Raw genomic sequence first — 23239 nt, 5'->3', positions numbered from 1 at the left:
TTTATTCAGAAGTGGCGTCAGTGTGACAAAGTAAGAGAATGCCTGCCTGATTGAAATTGCTCAAGTTGCTTTTTAAATAAAAAAGAGCCCAAAGGGCTCTTAACTGGGGGATTAATAAGGATTGATAGGGGAATAGAAGTTGTTGTTATTACCATTAATGCTCACGTCTAGTTGCACACCATTATGAGCGTGGCTAACCACATTGTAATTATCACCAGGTAGTAGTTTTACTCTATTAATATTTTGATAGTTAACAGCACTGCCACATTGCAATGTCACTCTTTGCGTATTAGCGGTTTCTTTAAAGATGTAAACTTCATTGCTGCCGTCAACAACACCTGTACCAGAGGCATCGATGAACAGTGAGGTTGCCTCACTGGCTGCAATAGAAAAATACTGATTGCTGTGATGGCCTAAAGACACGATGGCGCGCCCCATTCTGTTACGTTCTTGGAAGTGCGTATCGGTTAAGCTGTTGTTTAATACAGGCACATCAATAAATCGACTGCTGAAGTTAAGTGTTTCGTGGCAAAAGTCAGTGACTACTTCATCTGATACTGCGCCAGCAACGCCATCTGGGTCGTACACGCTGTTTGCCATTAATGCCATGCCTGCAGACGTTCCGCCAACGACACCGCCTTTATCAAAAACGTGTTGCACAGCGGTTTGTACTTTTGTACCTTGCCATTGATTAAGATAATCTGATTGGTCACCGCCTGCAATCCATACAAATTCGGCGCTGCGGATAGCCCAGTCAACATAGTCATCATTCGCTTTGTTGCGAGTATCAATGATCAGTGTTTCTACTGAGTCGGCATTCATTAAGTTCAGTAAATAATCGTTGTAGGCGTCAGTACCTGAGGTTCTAAGCACAACAACATCGGCACCGCTGCCAACATGGTTAGCAACGCGATTACTAAATGCTTGATCAACATCGCTGCCACCACCCATCAGTAATACAGCACCTTGATCAGCTGTTAATGTGCTGCATGAATCAGCACTGCCACCTTGTAAATATGCTTGTAATGAACCTGGCTTTGCAGGGCGAGAGCTATAGCCACAATCACCGCTGCCACTTCCGCCACCGGTGTTACTACCTTCACCAAAATTGACCGTTAAATCGTACCAACCTGTACCGGAGTAACGCGTTACTTTTACATAATAAGTACCCGTTGATTGCGCGTTATAACTGCCTGTTTCTGGAACATTACTGGTCGCCCCTTCGGCAACAGCAGATCCTGTTTCTTGGTATAATGCCCAGTCAAAATCATCGTTAGTATTGTGCTCAAGGCTGACCTCAATAGGTCCGGTTTGCGTTAGTTCGAATCTAAACCAATCAGTATCATTGCGACTCAACGAGCCTGCAACGGTGGTATTACTACAAAGTTGGGTATTTGCATTGCTTTCAGTGTCGTTTGATTCAACTTCGTTTGTTAAACAAGCATTACTTGCAAACGAAAAAAACATGCACGCGGCTAGTGATCCATTAAGAATTGAGAGTTTTCTTTTCATTATTGTTACCTGAATTTTAATTACATAGAAGCCTTCCTACTGCGAGGCATTATTGCTTTTAAATTATTCAGGTTTTTTTATTCGTCGAACCATTCACTTAAATGATAGTTGACAGAACATTCTTGAGGAGCACTAGGAGTGATAATAAATAGTTTGTTCATTTATGCCTCCTAAGTGATTATTGGTGTGTTTCAGCATTGTTGCTGAATATTCAATATTACAGTTAGGTGCTCAACTTGCAACCATTTATTAACTTTTATTTTACTTTCATTCCAAGCTTTTGTTTTTATTGATTTATAAACATGTTTCATCGTTTATAGACTCTATTTGTTGTTCTTGAGCCAGTAATGCTAATTTTTCACGTTCAGCTTTAGACACATAAGCAGGCTTATTACTTTTATGTAATTTTGCATTTGCGCGCTTATCTTTGTTATTAAACTTTGTAACGATTTTCTTTCTGCGATTCATGATCGACCCCATAATTTTAAGATGCGCATTATACTTCGTTGTATGCAAATATGACTAATAAATTTATAAAATGTTTGTTATGTGGGCATTTTAAATGCTCTAACACATTAAAAATTTAGTTGCTCAAAAGTAACAAGATTTACTGATAGCTCATTTATTTTAGAAACTCAACTATCCCTATAATATTATCGTTTATATCTCCTGCGTTTTCTGTAATACCCCTTACTAATTTGATGACTAATCTTGCTCTTTTTAAAATTCTCAACTATTAGATATTATTGAGTTTTGTTACTAAATGGTAGTGAATAGTAGTCACAATTAAAGTGTGGCTGTTAAAGAGTAGTGTTGTTAATTCTATGATTTAAATAGCTAATAAGAATGATATAGTCAAAGGATAAAATGATGTTTTTTAAGTCAAAGAATGCTGTTTTAGATAAACCTAAACAAACTGACCCAATGACCTCTCAGGCTCAAAAAGAGCTAAATGCAATTAAATCTAATATAGCTTTTATTAGTTTTACAGTGGATGGCATCATTGTTGATGCAAATAAACATTTTTTAGATGTAATGGGGTTTAAGCTTAGTGAGATTGTTGGCCAACATCATAAAATATTTTGTGATTCAGACTATGTAAATTCTGAGGACTATCGCCATTTCTGGCAAGATTTAAGTGCGGGTAAATCATTTGGTGGTACTTTTTTACGTTTTACAAAAACTAAGGTTCCTATTTATTTAGAAGCAAATTATTTTCCAGTTGTTGAAGATGATGGCAGCGTAAGTAAAGTTATTAAAATTGCCAATGACATCACGACTATAAATAATGTGTTGAAAAACAAAGATGCAATTCTTAATGCGTTAGATCTATCGTTAGCAGTCATTGAGTTTGATACACAAGGGAATATTTTAGATGCTAATGAAAACTTTTTATCAACCGTTCATTATTCACTTGAAGAAGTAAAAGGAAAACATCATAAAATATTTTGTGATAAAGAGTTTTATCTTAAAAATCCAGAGTTTTGGCAGAGCCTTAGTAAGGGACGATTTAATTCAGGTCGTTTTAAGAGATTTAGCAAAGATGGTCGCATTTTGTGGCTTGAGGCAACTTACAATCCAATCTTTGATGAAAACGGTAAAGTATATAAAGTTATTAAGTTTGCATCAGACATAACAGAGCGCGTTAACTTAGCATTTAACACGATTGATCAAGCTGCGACTATTTCAGAGGAAACCAGTCAAGTAACTTCCAATGCAGTAAATATTTTAGGCTTAGCTGTTGAAACATCAAAAAACATTGCTGAACGAGTTAATAATGCAACGGCAACAGGGAAAGAGCTTAAAATACAGTCTAAAAGTATAGTTGATATTGTGGTTACTATTCGATCTATTGCAGATCAAACAAACTTACTTGCACTTAATGCTGCAATTGAAGCTGCTCGAGCTGGTGAAGCTGGACGTGGCTTTGCTGTCGTTGCTGATGAGGTGCGCACACTTGCAAGTAATACCGCAGAATCGACAGCAGAGATAGGCCGTGTCGTTGAGCAAACTCAAGCGTTGATAAGTCAAATGGATGAACTTTTAGGATCTGTCACTGGTATTGCAAACGAAGGGCAAGAAAGTATTTTAGAAGTATCTCAAGGGCTAAGTGAAATTACGCAAGGGGTTAAACGTTTTGTTGAAATGGTTGATCAGATGAAACCTTAAGTTTCTTACAGTCTTTTTTTACCTAGCTGCTTTGCTCTATGTTTTATTAATAATAAGTTGTCGGTCTATCGCAAAGCATTGTTCGTTATTAAGCCAGAGCGTTATAATTGTGGTTCTTAGTTGTTAATTGAATGGGACTTGTTTTGAAAAAATTAGCTTTAGCTAGTATCGCTTTATTGGCCTTTAACGCACATGCAAAATTAAATAAGATTAATGACAGCGTTGCTGATTATGCTGTAAATACCTACCAAAGTGCGCAAATTCATACCTTAGCTAATTTAGTATCATTCCCGACGGTTAATAAAGACGGCATCAATACTCCTGATAATACCGACTTTATTGGCTTTAAAGCTTTATTAAAAATGAAAGCTGCTGAACTTGGTTTTGATTACCAAGATTTAGGTTATACAGTGTTAATTGGTATGGGTCAGCAAACAGATAAAGTAACCATAGTAACCCATGGCGATGTGCAACCTGCCAACGCAAGTAAGTGGAAAAAAAGCCCGTTTGAAATAGATAGTACCTCAGAGCCAGGTAAATTAATTGCGCGAGGAACAGAAGATGATAAAGGTGCTATCGCGACCGCCTTATATGCAATGAAAGCTATAAAAGATCAACAGATCACACTTAATAATCGTATTGAGTTGATGATTTACTTAGCTGAAGAATCTGATTGGGGTCCGCTTGAAGAGTTTATGAAAAGCTATCAGCAGCCTAAATATGCGGTTACTATTGATGCGTCATACCCGGTGGTTGTCGCGGAAAAAGGTTGGAGCTTAATTGCACCAACGTTTAATGCTACCTCAGCACAAACAGGAGTGTATGTAAGTGAACTTACTGGCGGCGCTTTTAAAAGCCAAATACCAGAAGATGCGAGTGTGGTGTTACATAACGCCGATACTGCGTTAGTCAGCAAACTTAAACATGCAGCGAGTGCTCTTAACGCTGTGGAATTTAACTTTAGCGAGCAAGCTGATGGTGTTGTTATCAGCGTAAAAGGGTTGTCTGCTCATTCATCAGAGCCAGAATCTGGGGTTAACGCTATTGCTTACTTAGCAGAAGTTTTTAAAGGTATTGAGCTTGAGAATAACAGTGATGGCCAAGCAATTGCGTTTATTAATCAGCTAATTGGTCTTGATATACATGGTAAACAGTTTGGTGATATTGCTTATAAACATGACTTTATGGGACCTATGACAGTAGCTCCAACGCTTATTGAACGTGATGGTAATGAACTCACACTTGCAGTGAATTTACGTCGTCCAATGGGTAAAGATGAAGCGGTATTACGTACGCAAATTGATACCGCACTGAGTAATTGGCAGGTGAGAAATAACGTAAAGTTATCTGGTGTTGATGTGGTGATTGGCACGCCAATGTTGCTCGACAGCGCACCTCATGCACAAGCATTGTTAGATATTTTTAAACACTTTACCGGTGATCAAGAGGCTGGGTTTGTATCTATTGGTGGCGGTACCAATGCCAAGCTATTTGATAATGCAGTATCGTTTGGGCCATCAATGCCAGGCAAGCGCTACACCGGTCACTCAGAGCATGAGTTTATTACCTTAGAGCAACTTAAGTTAAACCTTAAAATGTATACAGCAATGATGATAAAGCTGGGTAATATGTAACTTAGGTTGTCATACACACAAAGTAAAACGCCGCTAAATAGCGGCGTTTTTGACTTTTTACTTATTAAAACTGTGCGACAAATTTAATGCTATATACCTCACCGTCCGCTCTGTCGAAAAAGTTAGCAGTGAAGTAATATTGACTATCAATGAAGTACTTAGCTTCAAGTAATAATTTAGAATCAGCAACACCTGCACCAACCGCAACATGGCGATTAAAATAATAATTTGCAAGGCTAGTTATATAAGGATTAAAGTTATTATAGTGATAAGCAACATCTACAGCTAAATAACTATCAGCATTAAGATGTGCAAAATAGCGAGTTGATAAGCTCCATATTTCTAATTCATCGTCAGTGTTAGCTGTAAGGCCTAGGTAATCGCTATCATTAAGTTGATAGTTATATTGCGCTGTAAACCGATAGATCGTGTCGATATTTTCAAACTCTTGCATTTGCACAGATACTTTTAGATCGTCAGCAAATAAATAACCAACACCTACAGAGTAATCATCTGTTTCACTCAAATCAGAAAATTCTAAGTTTGCAAACCAGTTACCGTAAAAACCTTCGCCAAATACGCCAAAGCTGTTGGCTAAATCATTATTGGAATAATCTAATTTGATATTTGAATCAGTGTCTAAGTAGCCGTAATCATCCCATACGCCAGAGTTTTGCTGCGGCGCAAAATAATAATGGCTCGATAAGTACATAGTGTCATAGTCATAACCTGTATTTTCTAAGGTTGTGTATTGAATTGAGTTGAACCATTGACGAGTTTCAGACTGCTGCGCATTAACAGTGGCAGAGCAAGATAACGCAAGTAATGAAATAGGCAGAAAATAACGCATTTGTGTCCTTTCTTGACGATTTATATATAGTTTCGTTGCTATGGGTACAAAAATAAAGCGCGAATGTTATAGCCAATTAATGTTGATTGCTAGTTCTACTCGACTATTAATTTAGCCCTTAAGTCGTTAATTAAGCTAAGTTAACGTTTCAAAGTAGTCGTTCATTTACAATTTTTTATATTAACAACGTTGATTTTCCATAAAACACTTAACATTTACGCGACTAAATGATAAAAAGTTTTATCGCCTACTGCGTTTAAAATAAATTGGATAGTTGTAATGATGGAATTTTTAAACTTAGCGCTTACTTTCCCCACCGTTATTTTTTCAGCCCTGTTGTTAGTTGTGATGTTGTTTTGGCTAATAACCCTTATTGGCTTTGCTGATATTGACATGTTTGAATCAGATCTAGAAATTGAAGCCGATGCGTCGCAAAGCTCAGGCTTGAGTTCATGGTTTAGCATGGGGTTTGGTGGCATCCCAATTACTGTATCTATTAGTCTCGTAGTTATGAGTAGCTGGTTGATCAGCATCTATGCCCATAAGTTTTTTGCCTACTTGTTAGGCGATGGTATGTGGTTTTATATTTTTGGCGTGCTAATGCAGGGCGTTTGTTTACTGATAGCTATGCCAATTGCGGCCATTATTTCTCGGCCATTACAGCGCTTTTTTAGCAGCGCACAAACCTCGCAAAGTTCAGATTTACTGGGTTTAGAATGTGTTGTTGTCACTGGCAAAGTAACCAATACATTTGGCCAAGCACGGGTTAAATTTCAAGGTACTGAGCAGTTACTTGAAGTTAGAGCTGAAAATGACGAGCAATTTACATCAGGTGACACTGCGGTGTTGCTTGAACACCTCAAAGAGCAACACTGTTACATTATTACCGCCAAACCTTGGTAATACCCTAGTTTATTTAGGGGTAAGTAACACATAATAAATCGATAATCACGTTAGGACATAACATGGAATTTTTAGATAATCTCATACCTATATTGACATTTGTAGGTATAGCAATCGCTGTTATTTTTGCTATTTTGCTAATTATCGGCAAGTTTTATCGCAAGGTAGAGCAAGGCCAAGCACTGATCATTAATAAAATGAAGAACGAGCCCGATGTCACCACTACGGGCGGAATTGTTTATCCTGTGATCCATAAAATGGAAGTGATGGACATTTCAACCAAGCGCATGGTGCTTGAGCGTAAAGATAAAGGCGGTTTGATCTGTAAAGATAATATTCGCGCAGATATCGCCATTACTTTTTATATTCGTGTTAACGAAAACAAAGAAGATATTTTACGCGTTGCTAAGCAAGTCGGTTGCGCCCGTGCATCAGAGCACGCCACATTGCAAGAATTGTTTGAAGCGAAATTCTCAGAAGCACTTAAAACCGTTGGTAAGCGAATGGATTTTGTTGAGTTATTTACTCACCGAAATGAATTTCGCGATAATATTAAAGAAGTGATTGGCCAAGATTTATCGGGTTATTCACTTGAAGATGTTGCTATTGATTACCTTGAACAAACGTCAATTGATAAGCTCGATCCGCAAAATATTCTCGATGCCGAAGGTATTCGCCGCATCACTGAAATGACCGCAGTACAAAATGTATCTACCAATCAATTGAAGTGTGATGAACGCGCTAAAATTGAGATCCAAAATCAAGAAGCCACCGAAAAGTCACTGGAAATTGAGCGCCAAAAGCAAGATGCCATGTCACGTCAAGTGCGCGAAATTGAAACTGTAAAAGCCCGCGAATATTCCGAAGCTGAAAAAGTACGCCAAGAAGAGCGCTTAAAATCAGAGCAGGCCCGCATTCAAACAGAAGAAGCGATTGGCATTAGCGAGCAAAATAAGCAACGTGAGCTTGATATTGCCGAACAAAACCGATTACGCGTTTTGGGTATTGAAGAAGAGAAAGTTGCTCGTTCACGTGAAATTGAAGTGATCGAACGTGAAAGAGAAACCGAAATCCTGCGCATCAATAAAGAAAAAGCACTGGAAGTAGAACGTAAAGAAATTGCCGATGTAGTGCGTGATCGCGTGATTGTTGAAAAATCAGTGGCTGAAGAAGAAGAGCGCATTAAAGATGTGAAAGTACTCGCAGGTGCAGAGCGCGAGAAGAGTGCGATGATCATTCGTGCCAAAGCCGAAGCCGAACAGTCATTAGTAAAAGATATCGAAGCTGCAAAAGCGCAAGAGCAAGCCGCAGAATATAAAGCGCGTGAGCTTGAAACAATGGCCAACGCAGAGCTTAGAATTGCTAATCAACAAGCTGAATCGAAAAAGATTTTGGCGCATGCGCAACAAGTTGAAACAGCTGCTAAAGGGCTTGCTGAAGCGGATGTTATTAAAGCGAAGGCGCAAGCAAATGCAATTCAAGGTGAAACTGATGCTAAAGTAATGCGTCAAAAACTTGAAGCTGAAGCACAAGGTAACCGTGAAATTGGTTTATCTCAGGCGCAAGTACAAACAGCCATGGCTGATGCGAATGAGAAACAAGGTGAAGTGGAAGCGATTAACCTAGAGCGTAAGATGCGCGCCGAAGCAAAAGGCCTTGAAGAGAAGCTACAAGCCTTGAATGCGATGGATCAAGATGCTCGCGATTACGAAAGCTTTACGCTGCAGCTTAACCAACAAAAAGAGCTAGTACTGGCAAAAATTTCAGCCAGCAAAGATATTGCCGAGCATCAAGCACACATTATGGCGAAAGCCTTAGGTAATGCTGATATCAATATTATGGGCGGCGATGGTCAGTTCTTTAATCAATTTATGAGTGCAATCAGTTTAGGTAAATCAATTGATGGCTTAGTTGATGAAAGTAAAACCGTACAAACCGTATTTAAAGATCACTTAAATGGTGATCGTAATTTAATTGAAGACCTAAAAGGGGTGTTAGCTGGGGCGAATGGCTCAGCAGAAACACTTAAAAACTTCAACATGAGTAAGTTATTAAAGCAGTTAAGTAATACCTCTGCGGCTGAAAAAAGCCAATTACTAAGCATGTTAGGCGGTAACTTAGGTGGTGGGTTAGATGAGAAAATTAAACTAGATCCAAAAGACTAGCTTAATTTCTAAGTTCTCTCGTTGTAGCCGCAATAGTTTAACTATTGCGGCTAACTTCTATTAAATTTCAGGATAGGTTTCATGACGGACGCAACTCAACAAGCGCTAGAACAAGGCTCGTACGATTTAATTAAACGCCGCTTAAATAATTTTGGTGCTAGTTTAAAAACGCAAATAGATGATGTAAATACACAGCGTATTAACGAGTTTGGTAGCACTGATCTACAAGTAAAAGGGCGTGTTCGCGTTCGTACGGAGCAAAATTGTACCCCGCGCGATATCGTGATTATTGGCGATAAAGTTATTTTTGCTTACAACGTATTTCTGGGATTAAAAAAAGAAACCGCAATCAGTGATGTATTTAGTGTACAAAAGTTGGTGGAGCAAGACGACCATTACGAAATTGAGCCTTACCCAGAGACAACGCGTTTTTTAACCGATAGTCGTTTTATTCGTGATTTTGAAGAACTGTATACCTACTACAAACAAACCAGCCTACAGCATTTATATCAACAAAATGGCAAGCTATTTGCGCTATTCCAAATCGGTGACAAGTTATCGGATGTGCGGGTTTTTCGCTGGGAAATTCACCCAGACAACACCATTAATTATATCGATAACCGCGGTGAGCGTGATATTCAACACGCACATGACTATGATTTTGAATGGCTCAAAACTGACCGAAGTAACCACATAGAAGGGCGCCACGCTCATATCAACATCGCCGACCAAGTGTTTGTTGAAACCATAGGCGGTTCACTGACCATTAAAATAGAAAACAGCACTGACACCGGTGAAGGGATTTATCAAGAAGCTGTTGATGATAAAAACCAATCCCTTGCTGACAGCGAAGTTGAGTACGCGCTGGTAGGCGACTTAGTGCTGCTAAAAATTCTCCCATACCGCGAAAAAACATGGCGTTACTTTATTTATAACACTCGCACTCAGCAGGTCATGCGCCAAGATGCAATCGGCAGTGCATGTGTAACTTTACCTGAAGATCACGGCATTATTTTTCCTGGTGGTTACTACTTACAATCAGGGCAAGCACGCTCGTTTGAAGAGCAAATAGAAGATTTAGAATTTCACCGACATATAAAGTCACCGAACGGCGAAGATGTTTTATACGTGTTTTACGAGCCAAGTGAAGGCCGTTACGCGCTATTTGCCTATAATATTATTGATAAAAACCTGCAAAATCCAATTTATTGTCACGGTTATGCTATTTACAACGATGGTATAACGCTGACTTTTAAAGCCGATAAAGACCAAGCGGAGCGAGTACACCCGATTCAAATTTGGCAAAGCCCGTTTGTATCGGCTGAATTTGCAGCCAATGCACCGCCACTTACTAGCTTTTTTGGTAAAATAGGTAACCCCGATTTAGTTCGCGGTATTTCTGATTTATACAGTGTCTGTAAAGCCATTAGCGAGCAAAGCCCGACTTTATTTCATTACGAAGATTTAATTGCCCTTAGCCGGAATATCTTTGATCGTTATCATTGGCTTAACGAAAGCGAATTTGCGGAAATCGCACAAAACCTGCACAGCATCAATGAAACCGCTGAGCAAGTACTTGATGAGTTTGAAAAAGTCACCGAGATTCAAAACAAAGCCAAGCAAGCCTTGGTGGATATTAATAAGCAATACACTGATGTAACCCGAGAAGTACGTCCTGATAGCTTTAAAGTCGCACCGCAATTTGTGCAAGGTATTGATGCATTAAAAATGCTCAAAGGCCAAGTAATAAGCCTTGAAGATATTAAATATATAGATATTGCTGCACTGAATAACTTACAAAGTGAGATTGATTCACGGTTGGTGGAAGTAAGCCAAGCAACTGCTGCGTTTTTACAACAAGACAGCGCGCTGGCGCCGTACCACGAAAAACTTAAAGAGCTTGAAGAGCTAAGCAGTAAAAGCGAAAGCGTTAGCGAGCTGAAGACCTATATCGCACAGTTAGATGCGCAAAGTGTAGAGCTGGATTTACTTAACCACACTATGCTTGATTTAGACATCGACGACAGCCGTGTGCGCACGCAAATCCTCGAAGATATCAGTGCTGTTTATGCGTTGGTTAACCGTGCTAAAGCGAGTATTGAAATCCGCCAAAAGAGCCTTGGCAGTGTTGAAGCTAAAGCTGAATTTGCCGCACGCTTTAAGCTTTTTTCGCAAAGTATTACCAACGCACTAAATAATGCTAAAACCCCAGAGGCGTGTGACGAGCAACTTTCACGTTTGCTTATTCAGCTTGAAGAGCTGGAATCGCAATTTAGTGATTTTGACGAATACCTTACAGAGATCATTGCCAAACGTGATGACGTATATGAAAGCTTTGAAGCGCATAAACAAAGCTTAATTGATACCCGTCAGCGCCGCGCATTGAATTTAGCCAATGCCGCCGAGCGTATATTGCAAGGCGTTAACCGCCGTGCGCAAAGCTTTACTGAGCTTGATGCATTAAATACTTATTTTGCCGCCGATCCTATGATCAGCAAGCTTCGTGCATTGACTAGTGAGCTTAAAGAGTTAGGCGATGAAATTCGTGCCGATGATATCCAATCAAAGCTAAAAGCCAGTAAAGATCAGGGCATACGTTCGTTACGTGATAAACAAGATATTTTCACTGATGGCGGCAATACAGTCAGTATTGGTAAGCACGCTTTTAGTGTTAATAAGCAATTACTCGATTTAACCTTATTGCCGCGTGACGAGCAGCTGATGCTGCACTTAACGGGTACTGATTATTTTGAGCCAATAACAGATGAGAAAAGCTTACAAACGTTACAGCAAAGCCGTCATTTGTGGCAACAAACATTAGTTTCGGAAAGTGAGGTGGTTTATCGTGGTGAGTATTTAGCGGCGCAAATATTGCTCGCTTGTGAAAACAGTGAGCATTCGCTGACTTTTGCGCAATTAGAGCAAGCACAACGAGATAAACAGTTATTGCAGCTGGTGCAAAAATTTGCTGAACCACGCTATCAAGAAGGTTATGAAAAAGGCATTCACGATCACGACGCATCTGCGATTATTGACACCTTATTGACGCAAAAAAATAGTCTGGATTTACTTATTTATCCGGCTAGTTGTCGTATTATTGCGCAGTTATTTAGTGCGCAATTGTCATCTGCACAACTGAACGAATATTTCCATCAAGCGAGCAATGCTATTTTGATGGATAAACACTTTGCTGCAACCAGTTTTATCAGCACGTTAACCGCGCAGTTAAGTGAACAGATCAATGTCTTTTTAACTCAAGTTAGCAAATTATCTGCACGTTTTGCTGATTTATCCAGTGACTTGGCCGCAGCTTATTTAGTGCAACAATTAGCGCAACAAAAAACGGCAGAGCAACAGTTATTTATCGTTTCTCAGCAAGCTAAAAATTTAGCTGAACAGTTTAGTAGTGACGCTAAAGCCAAAGGTTATAGCAACGAGCTTGCTCAGGCCTGTGAAAACGTAAAGCAAACTGATGAGCGGGCATTATTATTTTTAAGTTGGCTTAATGCGTACTGCATGCAAAATCCTAAAGTGTCGGCGATGGTGCAGGCGGAAGCGGCTAACTACTTGCATCTCAGTGCCACCACAACATTAAAATACACTGTGTTGGACGTCACCCCAAACACCCAAGTTGAGCGTTTAATGGGGCAGCATAAACGAGTGCAAGAGCAAACTTTACATGTTGATTATGCAGAGTTTTATGCCAGAACTCGTAAATACATCACTGAGCAAGTACCGGCTTTTGAGCAGTATCATGCACTGCGCAGTGATATTTTAGCGGCGCAAAAAGAGCGTCTGCAACTTGATGAATTTAAAGCCAGGCCACTTAGCTCGTTTGTACGTAATCAGCTGATCAATAAAGTGTACTTCCCAATTATTGGTGATAACTTAGCAAAACAAATTGGCTCAGCAGGTAAAAACAAACGCACTGATTTAATGGGCATGCTATTACTGATCTCGCCGCCAGGTTACGGTAAAACCACCTTAGTTGAATACGTTGCTAACCGTTTAGGGCTGACTTTTGTAAAAGTAAATTGCCCGTCGATAGGGCACGATCAGGTGTCACTCGATCCTGCTCAAGCCATTAATGCTACTGCTGAAAAAGAGATTGCAAAAATCAATCAGAGCTTTGAAATGGGCAATAACGTGATGCTGTATTTAGATGATATTCAGCATACTAACCCTGAGTTTTTACAAAAGTTTATTTCTTTGTGTGATGGCTCAAGACGTATTGACGGGGTGTGGAACGGTAAAAGTAAAACCTATGATTTACGCGGTAAAAAGTTTGCCGTAGTGATGGCAGGTAACCCGTATACAGAATCTGGAGAGAGCTTTAAAATTCCTGATATGTTGGCAAACCGCGCCGATATTTATAATCTTGGCGATACCTTAGCCGGGTGTGAGCAAGAGTTTGCCATGAGCTTTATAGAAAATGCGCTAACATCTAATGCAGTATTAGCGCCATTGGCTAACCGTAACATGGAAGATTTATATAAGTTAGTGCGGATGTGTCAAGGCGAAGATATTTCATTAAATGAGCTTGAACACGGCTATTCACAAGCGGAAGTTAACGAAATTAAAGCGGTACTCAGCCGATTAATCACTATTCGTAATACCGTACTAAAAGTGAACGCCCAGTATATTGCCTCAGCCGCGCAAGATAATAATTATCGCACAGAGCCGCCATTTAAATTGCAAGGCAGCTACCGTAATATGAATAAAATGGCAGAAAAAGTCGTTGCTGCCATGAATGACGAAGAGCTAGAAAACTTAATTTGTGACCATTATCGTGGTGAAGCGCAAACACTCAGTAAAGGCTCTGAAGAGAACTTACTTAAACTCGGTGAACTGCGTGGCACCTTAAGCGCAGAGCAGCAGCAGCGCTTTAGTCAAATTAAAGGTGACTTTGTACGTTTAAATAAACTTGATGGCGCAGGCAGCCCGGTGATGATGGCGGTGGAGCAAATGGGCTATTTGCATCAATCACTGGAAGAGATTGCCGGTAAACTCAGTAAAAACAACCTAAGCCACGATTACAGCCAGTTATTACAAAGTGTTGGTGTGAATATTCAAGGTTTAGATAATAAACAAGCAATTAGTAGCATAGCGCAATCGCTTGATAATGGTTTTGTGAAAACGCCTTATATGGCAAGTTTAGAGCAATTAAGCCGTGCTATAGCTGGTAATAACTGTCAGCCACACTTGCTGGCGTTAATTGAGCAACTTGCAGCCCTTGATAATAAAGAGGCTGTGAATGCGCTAACTGCAGCGGTTACCAGTAACAATAACCAAACGTCATTTACTGAGCTTGTTAATGCAATTAACCAACAAACTCAAGGTATCAATAATAACAATGTGCAGGCTCAGTTTGAAAAATTGATTGCTGCATGGGGCGCGAAATAGCATTTAAATTAACCACAAAGGAAGCAATATGGATATCAAAGTACCTGAACTACAAGGAATGATGGGTAAGGCTACGATTTCGGCAATTTACGTTAATGAGGGGGATGCCGTAGTACGAGACCAAACTTTATTTGATGTTGATTTTGATAAAGTGGTGTTGGAAGTGGTTGCTACCACTGCCGGGGTTGTTCATAGCTTTAGTGCCAAGCAAGGAGATTTAGCTATATCAGATCAAGTGGTGATGCAACTGAGAGAAAAAGTCGCTGGTGAGCAAACAACATCAGAACAATGACTCTTACAGTTGAACTCGTCGAGCAGGATTAACTGCTCGGCGTGTTTATTGATGTTTGAAAAACTAATTATGTTTATTAACTAAAGTGCATTATAAGGCGGGTTTAATTGGCGCTTTTGAAACGCTAGAATCGCAGTATTTTTGATTATACCGTCTTCAATATTAATCGCGCGACGGATGGTTTCATCTTTTTGCCATTGTGCCTTGCCTGCTAATACTGTAGGTAAGTATACAATCATGGCGGCTGAGATTGAACGTGTTGCGCTTTCCCATAAATAACTAGGTGTATGATCAACCGCGTAATAATCAACGGTTTTATAGCGAAACATCGGATTTGCAAATGTGGTGGGTTTAGCAAAAAAGAACCCCATACCTTCGTCACAGCTTACATCTATAATTAAACTATTTGCTTTTAGGCAGTCCGCTTCAGATTCAATAACAAAATTAACTGGGTTTGCAGTTTCTTGAAAAGTGCCATTGACGATAATATCGGCTTCGCTAATGAGCTCCGTTAGTGGCCGTTGCGTACCATCGTGTTCAACCACCATCATCCGTGCTTCATCGTGTTGGCCTTGGCGAACTTTAACGTAATGGCAGTCGAGGATCTCTTCGCGTACTTCGTGATCGGGGCGCTGGATGCAAATCGTAATATCTCTAAAACCATGGGCTTTGAGTGCATAAATTGCACCGCGACTAACAGCACCAAAACTAAAGATGATGGTTTTACGCTGATCACCATAATGTCCATCAATACCTTTGAGCTGCAGTGCGTGTAACACCGCACAGTAGCCGGCCATTTCGTTATTTTTATAAAAAGTATGACGACCAACATTGCCTTGCGGCGACCATACAAACATATCTTCAAACGCAATGAGAGTGAGTTTTCTATCAAGTGCAGCTTGGGTTATTTCGCGTTGTTGTACGCAATGTACGTAGCCCCAAAGGGTTCCACCTTCACGTAGCTCCTGTAAATCAGCAAGCACCGGTTTGGCGATGATCACGGTGCCTATTTTGGTTAAAATATCACTGCGACTTGCAACACCACCGGTTAATGCGGCTATTTGCGCATCGCTCACATTAAAAGCTTCGCCGTAGCCTTGTTCAAAGATCAGTTGTTTTCTAAGTTGTTCTGGAATGCGCTTAAGGTGGTCTGGGTGGACAGGGTAACGTCGTTCATCTGTCTTGCGTGACGTACCAATTACGCCAATAGTTAATTCACTCATGCTATCGCCTTGTTTAAAGTATGCTGAGTTCATAAACGAATGATGCTACTTCGCCAACAAACTGTGGGCTGTTTTTCAGGCAAGCGAAACACTTGACTGTAAACAATGGTCTCAGTAAAGGGTTTTGTTATTTACTAAATTAGTATTTTTAATGTAAAGCGGTTTTAAATCAGGTGGTTAACTTGCATAGAATGACAAGTTGAAAGTAAATATGACATCGCCGCGATTGGCTTCTGCGTATTAGCATTTGAGTATAACAGTAAAACAGTGGCGCATGCGGTTAACACAGCAATAAGAAAATTAAACAAGTACAATGACTGTGGTGTATTTTGTGATGAAAGGACTCGATACAGCGAGTCCCACTTTTTTAGCAGCTTACTTTTCTGCAGAATATGGGTCTTCAGCCATTAGGTAGGCTCTCAAATCTGCTTTTTGCGGTTGTGCATTAAGCCATGTTTTGAGTTCTTTCACTTTTGTATAAGTGTCTGCGCCGAATTTATCAGCATATATGTCACTAAAGTTTTGCTTGGTACTTTGCTCTCTAATTTGGTTTTGCCATTGCTGTGTTACTACTGCATTCAATGTACCAGCTAAGCCTTCTTCTTTTAGTAATTCCCATTCACCTGCATCTAACCAGATCCCACCTACTGGTGCGCTGTAATCAATACGGTGGTCAGTTGATGATGAAATACGAAACTTACGCATAATGACCCCCGATACTGGGCAAATTAACGCTTTTTTAGTGTCTTTAGCGTCGGCTTCGAATGAGATATTGTCAGCAAATGCAAAGTTTGGGTTACGCTCTTTCCAAGCTGCAAAGTCTTCGATTAGTATCCAGTGGCCATTACAGTGCGTGCATGTGTGCGAACGAAATTGACCTTCAATAAAACTCGGTTTAAGTAACCCTTTACCACAACTTGTACAATTCATAGTATCCCTTAATTATTGCTATTTATTATTAATAATAACAATGATGTTACCGTATTTTTAGAATCAATAACAAAGCTTTGTTCTGTTTAACTGCAAATTTTAGCTAGCGCGTTGACTCTTCGTTTTTATTGCGTTTGCAACGCTCTGAGCAGTAAATAACGTTATCCCAGTCGCGCTGCCATTTTTTACGCCAAGCAAAATCACGTTTGCAAGTGGGGCAGGTTTTTTGCGGTAAAGTTAGTTTTTTATGAGCCATTGTGATGGTTTGTCTTGGTACTTTTTGTTCTAGGGGCGATGCTTACATGCTTTTTTAAAATCGCAGGAATAGCGCGCTTAACCTCAATACGTTCGCGATATTGCCAAAGCCGTTCTCTCGCTTCTTTAGACGCTTTGGTTAAATCTATCATCGGTGCAGGGTAATCGTCACCTAGTTTAAAGTCGTTAAATAATGCTTCCATGGGTGTTTGCTCCCAAGGTTCATGCAAGTATTCTACAGGCAGCTTTTCAAGCTCTGGGCACCATTTTTTTATAAATTCACCGCTCGGGTCTTGATCCTCAGATTGTTTAATCGGGTTGTAATGTCTAATAGTATTAATGCCCGTAACCGATGCTTGCATTTGTATTTGCGGGTAGTGGATCCCCGGTTCAAAGTCTAAAAAATAGTTAGCCAACGGCAGGCTTGCATGTTGCCAGCTAATATTTAAATGATGCGTAACAAAACTAACTAACATAGCGCGCATTCTAAAATTAATATAACCGGTGGCTTTTAAACAGCGCATGCAGGCATCAATAATAGGAATACCGGTTTGCCCCTGTGCCCAGCGTTCAATATCGCTAGTAACTTGTGCGTCATCGCGATATGGAAATGCATGGTACCCCGGATTTAATGCTTTAAATTCCATGCTGCATTCGCTTTCAAACTTTTGCATAAAATGGCAATGCCAGTGCAGGCGAGATACAAATGCAGCAAGCGGGCGCTGCCAACCTTTTTTATCAGCACAAGTGCTATGGTATGCGTCAATCGCCATTTGATACACTTGCCTCAGGCTGATATTTCCCCACGCTAAATAGGGCGATAGTCTAGAGCAATGAGTACGGCTTAAACTAGGGCTAGATATTCCTTTTTGATAACCCTTACCGCGTTCAGCAAAAAAACTTTGCATTACTTCACGGGCAAGTCGTGGTCCCCCATGCTGAAAATGTTCATTATCTTGCGTATAGGCACTAGGCAGCTTGGGGGTTTTATAGTCAGTAAGGATGAGTGGCTTTATTTGCTTCCAATTAGGTATAGCAATAGGTGCTTTCATGGTTTGTTGCCAGCGTTCGTTCCAATTGTGGCGATTTTTTTTGCCACGTATCACAGCCCCGGTTGGCGACTCTAACCAGTTAATATGATGGTGTTGGCACCATGCTTTAATGGTTTTATCACGTTCAAAAGTGTTGTTTAGCCCTATTTCTTGATGGCTAAACATGTTTGTGATTGCAAACTGCGAGTGAAGCGATTCAAGTAGGGTTTGCATGTCTTCATTAAATATATACACGCGGCTATTATAGCGAGCTAGTTGGGTATTTAAATCAACAATAGATTGATAGACAAAGCGCCAATGCCGCTCGTTGTAATGCCCATCGGCAAGCAGTAAAGGTTCAAAGTTATAAATTAATAGTGTGGGCAGGCCATTACTAAACGCATTTTTTAAAGGCTGATGATCGCTTAGGCGTAAGTCACGTTTAAACCAGACTATGTTTATTTTTTCTTTCATACTGGTGATATCAAAACCGTATCGTTTATAAATAATTAGGCATAAATAGTTTTATACGTATTAAATGTAAAAGTAGTTTAAAAGCGATTTTGTTAGACGACTAAAACTAAAAATATGAGTTTTAGTCGTTAGAATAGAGGTTACAAATAGGCTGGTTGATTGTAAGTGCTCAGGCAGACAGGTCTTGCTGCGTTGGTAAAGCGTCGAATGCACCAAACTTTGCGACAGTTGAGGCGCCACACTTAGCTGCAAAGTCGATTGCTTTTAATACTTTTTCAAAATTATTGGCCCAATCAATAAATTCGTTTTTATCACTTACTAGCGAAGCTACTTGGTATAAAAAACCGCCTACAAAAGCATCACCGGCAGCTGTGGTATCTACGACATTCGCTGGTGGACAAGGATATGTACCACTAAATGAGCATGAGGAAAATGTAATTGGCTCGCCACCATCAGTCATTAAAACCAATGACACGCCATTGTCTACCCAGCTTTTTATTGTGGTTTCAATATGCTCAATGCCATACAGGGCTATCAGCTCATCTTTACTTGCTTTAATAACATCAACCGTTTTAGCTATATCATTAATAATGGATGGGGCTGTAAGTGGTTCATCCCAAAAGGCAGGTCGAAAATTAATATCAAAGCATGTAACCGAGTCTGCTTCTTTAAAGTGTTTTAGTGCATTTAACGTAGTATTTAATATGTGAGCCTTAGCTAAAGAGCCTGAGCAAAAGCTCACTATTTTAGGGGCTGCAAATAAAGAGGGGGTTAAATCGGAAATCTGCAAATCATAATGCGCGGCGTCTTTATCGTAAAAATCAAATGTACGTTCACCGCTTTCATCTAATGAGACAAAGGCTAGTGCTGTTTTACCCTTTTTAGAAAAGCTAACATGTGATGTTTTAACATTATGTGTATCGAGTGCCTTTATTAAAAAACGACCAAACGGATCATCGCCTACCTTACCAAGCAGTGAGCTCAAACCGCCTAACTTTGCTACGGCGACAGCTACATTTGCGGGCGCACCTCCTGCAAATTGAGTGAATCCTGGCTCGCTGTTTAATACTGTTTTATCTATACAATCATTTGAGAGTAAATCAATTAAGGCTTCACCAATTGCAACTACTTCCATTACGTTATTCCTATAAAAATTGTCAGGGTGTCGTCTCGTTTTAAACGATACCTTTGGTTAAATCTAAGCCTTGACCACCAAGACAGTTATTGATTTTGGTGTCAAAAAATACGTCGCTTTATGTATCTTCTCGAATCAAGCCAGCTAACTTAGCTGGGTTAATGGCATTGATAGATTCACTCTTTCTTGAGCAGATGTACCCGTTACGATTATGTGCCCAAATCCTAAACCATTTTTTGCTTTTGTTGCGTGTGATTAAAAACTTGCTGTTTTATCAACCCGCCTCACCAGTTTGGGCAAATTTGTAAATAGAATGTAGAGAACTAAAAGTAATAAATCAACTATTATTACTTATTTTTTTGTACAAGTTTATGGAGTTATTTAATTGAATTTATTTGCGGGTAATCCAGGATATTAAAGCGCCGGCGAATAGCGCCGGCTGCTTGATAAATTTATTGGAAGCTAGTTGTGGGAAAGGCTGACGTTATCTTGAGAAAAGTTTATAATTAACGGTAGGTTAGCGCAACCTATTGATTGAGCTTTAGCACCAATAGAGCCGCTTTGTACGGCACAGCGATAAATGCCACGATGATCGGCTTGGCTTAATTTTGACTTTGTTGCTAATACTATTTTCTCTCTTACATTGATAGGGATTGCACCATCAATCACAATGGCTTCAAAATCAAAAATAGCCAGTGAGCACAGTGCTGCATAGGCAAGGCCATCTGCAACTTGATCTATCCATTTATCTAAAACAGGGCCTAAATCTCCCCAATATTCTTTTGAACTCCACACTATGTCGGTATTGTAGCCATCATCTTTAAGCATTTTTTCAAGGATATACAGCGAAGACTGCATGATCAGCTGTTGCGATGTTAGTTGGCCTTCACTATTGAGTACAGGCCTTGGTAATGAGCCAATAGCTCCCGCATTGCCTTTTTTACCGGTAAATAAGGTTTCATTTATAACGACTCCACCACCAATAAAAGTGCCAATAAAAATGTATAAAAAATCAGTAAAGCGAGCTGGGTTGCCAAAGCTCAGCTCTGCTGAGCATGCTGCGGTATCATCATTACATACATAGACAGGAAGAGAGATGATCTGATTGATTCTTTGTTTAAAATCGAAAGACTTCCACTCATTCATTACTTTCTTTGGTGCGCCAGCTTCTTCAGTCCAATTCCAAATTTCAAAAGGAGTTGCAACACCAATACCTAGAATACGCTCGGCTAACTCGTCACTTAAGCTCATTTTAAGTACGCTGATACCTTTTTCTAGAAAAGTGAGCAGACTATTTACAGTAGGGTAGGCACAGTATTCATTTAAGGTTGCGCGAATATTTCCGACCAAGTCAATTAAGGTTAAATCATAACTTCGGCGACCAACTTTTAAGCCGATGCCAAAAGCACCATCAGGATTTAAGGCAAACGGAATCGTGGGTTGGCCAACACGGCCACGCTGTGGCTCTTTTCTTATTAATAACGACTCGGCTTCTAAGCTATTGATAATAACTGTAACGGCTTGTGCAGAAAGACCCGTTTTTTGTGCTATCTCGGCTTTTGGCGCACTCCCTTGTTGACGAATTAAAGACATAATTCGACGTTCATTGTGAGCACGCAAGCCGGATTGGCTTCGGCCTTCTTGTGAGACGAGTCGTGGGTTTTTAGCTTTGATAATGATTCCTGTCTAATCTGTTATTGTCTTGAATAACTTAACTAATTGTACACTGAGCGGACATACTTGGCGACAGCATTGGTTTTATTACTGTGCTGATCATTTAATATTAAATTAACGACAGAGTACAATTAAGTATTGTTAAATGTAATAAATAACTATAGTTGATTTATTGACGAGGTGATATTTACCTGTTTAAATGCTTTACTCAAAGTTAACAACTGAGACATGGCAATGACCACACACACACATACAAAAACACCTCTTGTCTCTAAGGAGATGGTGGTTCCCTTTATTTTGCTTGTACTTTGCTTTGCAGCATGGGGTGCTGCAGCAAATATGACTGATCCGTTAGTTAAAGTATTTAGTAAAATATTTACTATGTCTTCAGTGCAATCGGCACTTGTACAGTTTAGCTACTATGGCGCCTACTTTTGCTTAGCCATTCCTGCCGCTTATATAAATAAACGCTTTTCTTACAAAACGGGAGTATTGACAGGCTTAGGCATGGCTGCGATGGGGGCATTTATGTTTTATCCCGCAAGCCAAGCAATGACTTACGGCTTCTTTTTAGCCGCTTTATTTGTGTTAGCTGGTGGTCTATCTATTTTAGAAACTTCAGCAAACCCCTATGTGATGGGAATGGGAAATCAGCAAAGTGCAACCCGTAGATTAAATTTAGCGCAATCTTTCAATCCTGTTGGTACTAATATCGGTGTGTTTTTAGCCGCAACCCTTATTTTACCTAGCCTAAATATAGCTTCCTCAGATGAGCGTGCAGCTATGAGCGCTGAGCAACTAACTCAGGTAATAAAAGCTGAACTAGATGCGGTTATGGTGCCTTATGTGGGTATGGCTTGCGTACTTGTGCTTATTTGGCTGGCAATTGCATTTACTAAAACACCTAACTTTTGCAAGCAAAAAAAGGTATCTAAGCATGTCGATTTTCGTGCAACCTTTAAACGATTATTTAAAAATACACATTATCGCTTTGGCGTTATTGCGCAGTTTTTTAATGTTGCAGCGCAAACCTGTGTATGGACCTTTACCATTCAATACGTTATGGAAGCACTTGATACAAACGAAGTGACCGGTGGAACGTTTTTGCAATACAGTATGATCACTTTTCTGTTCTCTCGGTTTGTGATGACATGGCTTATGGGATTTATTAGACCAGCAAAACTATTAATGGCAACCTCTGTAATTGCGACGCTATTATGTTTATATATGGTGCAAATGCCAACTATAAGTGGCGTTTGGGCTTTAGTTTGTATATCGGCTTGTTTATCGTTAATGTTTCCCACTATTTACGCAATTTCATTACATGGTTTAGGTGATGATGCAAAGTTAGGTGCTGCCGGATTAGTAATGGCTATTTTAGGTGGAGCAATAGTACCCGTGGTACAGGCTGTATTTATTGATACCTTCAGTGTCGCTTTTTCTTATATTGTGCCAGCAGGCTGTTTTATTATTGTGGCTGGTTATGCAGCATTTGATTTAAAAACAAAAATTAGAACATTTAATAATGTTGCACCTTGCTAAAATGCACAAAACCGAGTCTTAAAGGCTCGGTTTTGTGTGCTACAACT

15 protein-coding genes and 1 pseudogene are annotated in these 23239 nt (G+C 39.8%); 7 read left to right on the top strand and 9 right to left on the bottom strand.

Annotated features, from left to right (window positions below; translation table 11 throughout):
• Positions 1 to 111: 111 nt before the first annotated feature.
• A complete protein-coding gene (locus PSR9079_RS06750) occupies positions 112 to 1512 on the bottom strand; it encodes a pre-peptidase C-terminal domain-containing protein (protein WP_149980864.1) in 1401 nt (466 codons plus the stop codon).
• Positions 1513 to 1806: 294 nt separating this feature from the next.
• Positions 1807 to 1980, bottom strand: a complete 174-nt coding sequence (locus PSR9079_RS06745) for a DUF2986 domain-containing protein (RefSeq protein WP_149980863.1) — start codon at positions 1978 to 1980, stop codon at positions 1807 to 1809.
• Between the two features lie 471 nt (positions 1981 to 2451).
• Here PSR9079_RS06745 and PSR9079_RS24145 point away from each other — a divergent pair.
• Together PSR9079_RS24145 and PSR9079_RS06735 are read left to right on the top strand one after the other, a co-directional pair.
• Positions 2452 to 3681, top strand: a pseudogene (locus PSR9079_RS24145) (methyl-accepting chemotaxis protein); the annotation flags it as partial.
• A 143-nt stretch (positions 3682 to 3824) separates the two neighbouring features.
• On the top strand, positions 3825 to 5315 hold the full coding sequence (locus PSR9079_RS06735) for a dipeptidase (RefSeq protein WP_149980861.1): 1491 nt from the start codon (positions 3825 to 3827) through the stop codon (positions 5313 to 5315).
• 64 nt (positions 5316 to 5379) lie between these two features.
• Here the strand turns inward: PSR9079_RS06735 and PSR9079_RS06730 are convergent, their stop codons facing one another.
• Entirely contained in the window at positions 5380 to 6165 is a 786-nt protein-coding gene (locus PSR9079_RS06730; RefSeq protein WP_149980860.1) for a putative porin, read from the bottom strand.
• A 279-nt stretch (positions 6166 to 6444) separates the two neighbouring features.
• Between PSR9079_RS06730 and PSR9079_RS06725 the strand changes: the two genes are divergently transcribed.
• From PSR9079_RS06725 to PSR9079_RS06710, 4 genes are all read left to right on the top strand, one after another.
• Positions 6445 to 7068: an OB-fold-containig protein gene (locus PSR9079_RS06725; protein ID WP_246175498.1), complete on the top strand. Its 624-nt coding sequence runs from the start codon at positions 6445 to 6447 to the stop codon at positions 7066 to 7068.
• Between the two features lie 62 nt (positions 7069 to 7130).
• Positions 7131 to 9233 carry a flotillin family protein gene (locus PSR9079_RS06720; RefSeq protein ID WP_149980859.1) on the top strand — a complete coding sequence of 701 codons (2103 nt, stop codon included), beginning with the start codon at positions 7131 to 7133 and terminating at the stop codon, positions 9231 to 9233.
• An 81-nt stretch (positions 9234 to 9314) separates the two neighbouring features.
• Positions 9315 to 14636, top strand: a complete 5322-nt coding sequence (locus tag PSR9079_RS06715; RefSeq protein WP_149980858.1) for a DNA repair ATPase — start codon at positions 9315 to 9317, stop codon at positions 14634 to 14636.
• Between the two features lie 28 nt (positions 14637 to 14664).
• Positions 14665 to 14928 carry a biotin/lipoyl-containing protein gene (locus PSR9079_RS06710; RefSeq protein WP_149980857.1) on the top strand — a complete coding sequence of 88 codons (264 nt, stop codon included), beginning with the start codon at positions 14665 to 14667 and terminating at the stop codon, positions 14926 to 14928.
• Between the two features lie 80 nt (positions 14929 to 15008).
• Here PSR9079_RS06710 and PSR9079_RS06705 read toward each other — a convergent pair whose 3' ends face one another.
• The 6 genes from PSR9079_RS06705 to PSR9079_RS06680 form a co-directional block, all read right to left on the bottom strand.
• Positions 15009 to 16151, bottom strand: a complete 1143-nt coding sequence (locus PSR9079_RS06705) for a N(5)-(carboxyethyl)ornithine synthase (protein ID WP_149980856.1) — start codon at positions 16149 to 16151, stop codon at positions 15009 to 15011.
• A 375-nt stretch (positions 16152 to 16526) separates the two neighbouring features.
• Positions 16527 to 17081, bottom strand: a complete 555-nt coding sequence (locus PSR9079_RS06700) for a TFIIB-type zinc ribbon-containing protein (RefSeq protein WP_149980855.1) — start codon at positions 17079 to 17081, stop codon at positions 16527 to 16529.
• 103 nt (positions 17082 to 17184) lie between these two features.
• Positions 17185 to 17337 carry a DUF2256 domain-containing protein gene (locus tag PSR9079_RS06695; RefSeq protein ID WP_149980854.1) on the bottom strand — a complete coding sequence of 51 codons (153 nt, stop codon included), beginning with the start codon at positions 17335 to 17337 and terminating at the stop codon, positions 17185 to 17187.
• Positions 17327 to 18841 carry a cryptochrome/deoxyribodipyrimidine photo-lyase family protein gene (locus PSR9079_RS06690; protein WP_149980853.1) on the bottom strand — a complete coding sequence of 505 codons (1515 nt, stop codon included), beginning with the start codon at positions 18839 to 18841 and terminating at the stop codon, positions 17327 to 17329. Before PSR9079_RS06690 ends, PSR9079_RS06695 begins: the two co-directional genes overlap by 11 nt.
• 169 nt (positions 18842 to 19010) lie before the next feature.
• The gene (locus PSR9079_RS06685) at positions 19011 to 19976 is read right to left on the bottom strand and encodes a carbohydrate kinase family protein (RefSeq protein ID WP_149980852.1); all 966 of its coding nucleotides are present in this window, start codon (positions 19974 to 19976) and stop codon (positions 19011 to 19013) included.
• 462 nt (positions 19977 to 20438) lie between these two features.
• Complete coding sequence (locus PSR9079_RS06680) at positions 20439 to 21596, bottom strand: ROK family transcriptional regulator (RefSeq protein ID WP_220491209.1); 1158 nt, start codon at positions 21594 to 21596, stop codon at positions 20439 to 20441.
• 288 nt (positions 21597 to 21884) lie between these two features.
• Here PSR9079_RS06680 and fucP point away from each other — a divergent pair, with 288 nt between their 5' ends.
• Complete coding sequence (fucP, locus tag PSR9079_RS06675) at positions 21885 to 23192, top strand: L-fucose:H+ symporter permease (protein WP_145237450.1); 1308 nt, start codon at positions 21885 to 21887, stop codon at positions 23190 to 23192.
• Positions 23193 to 23239 lie beyond the last annotated feature (47 nt).

The organism is Pseudoalteromonas rhizosphaerae, assembly GCF_902498845.1.
Classification (GTDB): Bacteria; Pseudomonadota; Gammaproteobacteria; order Enterobacterales; family Alteromonadaceae; genus Pseudoalteromonas; species Pseudoalteromonas rhizosphaerae.
This window is presented reverse-complemented; position numbering and strand designations above follow the sequence as displayed.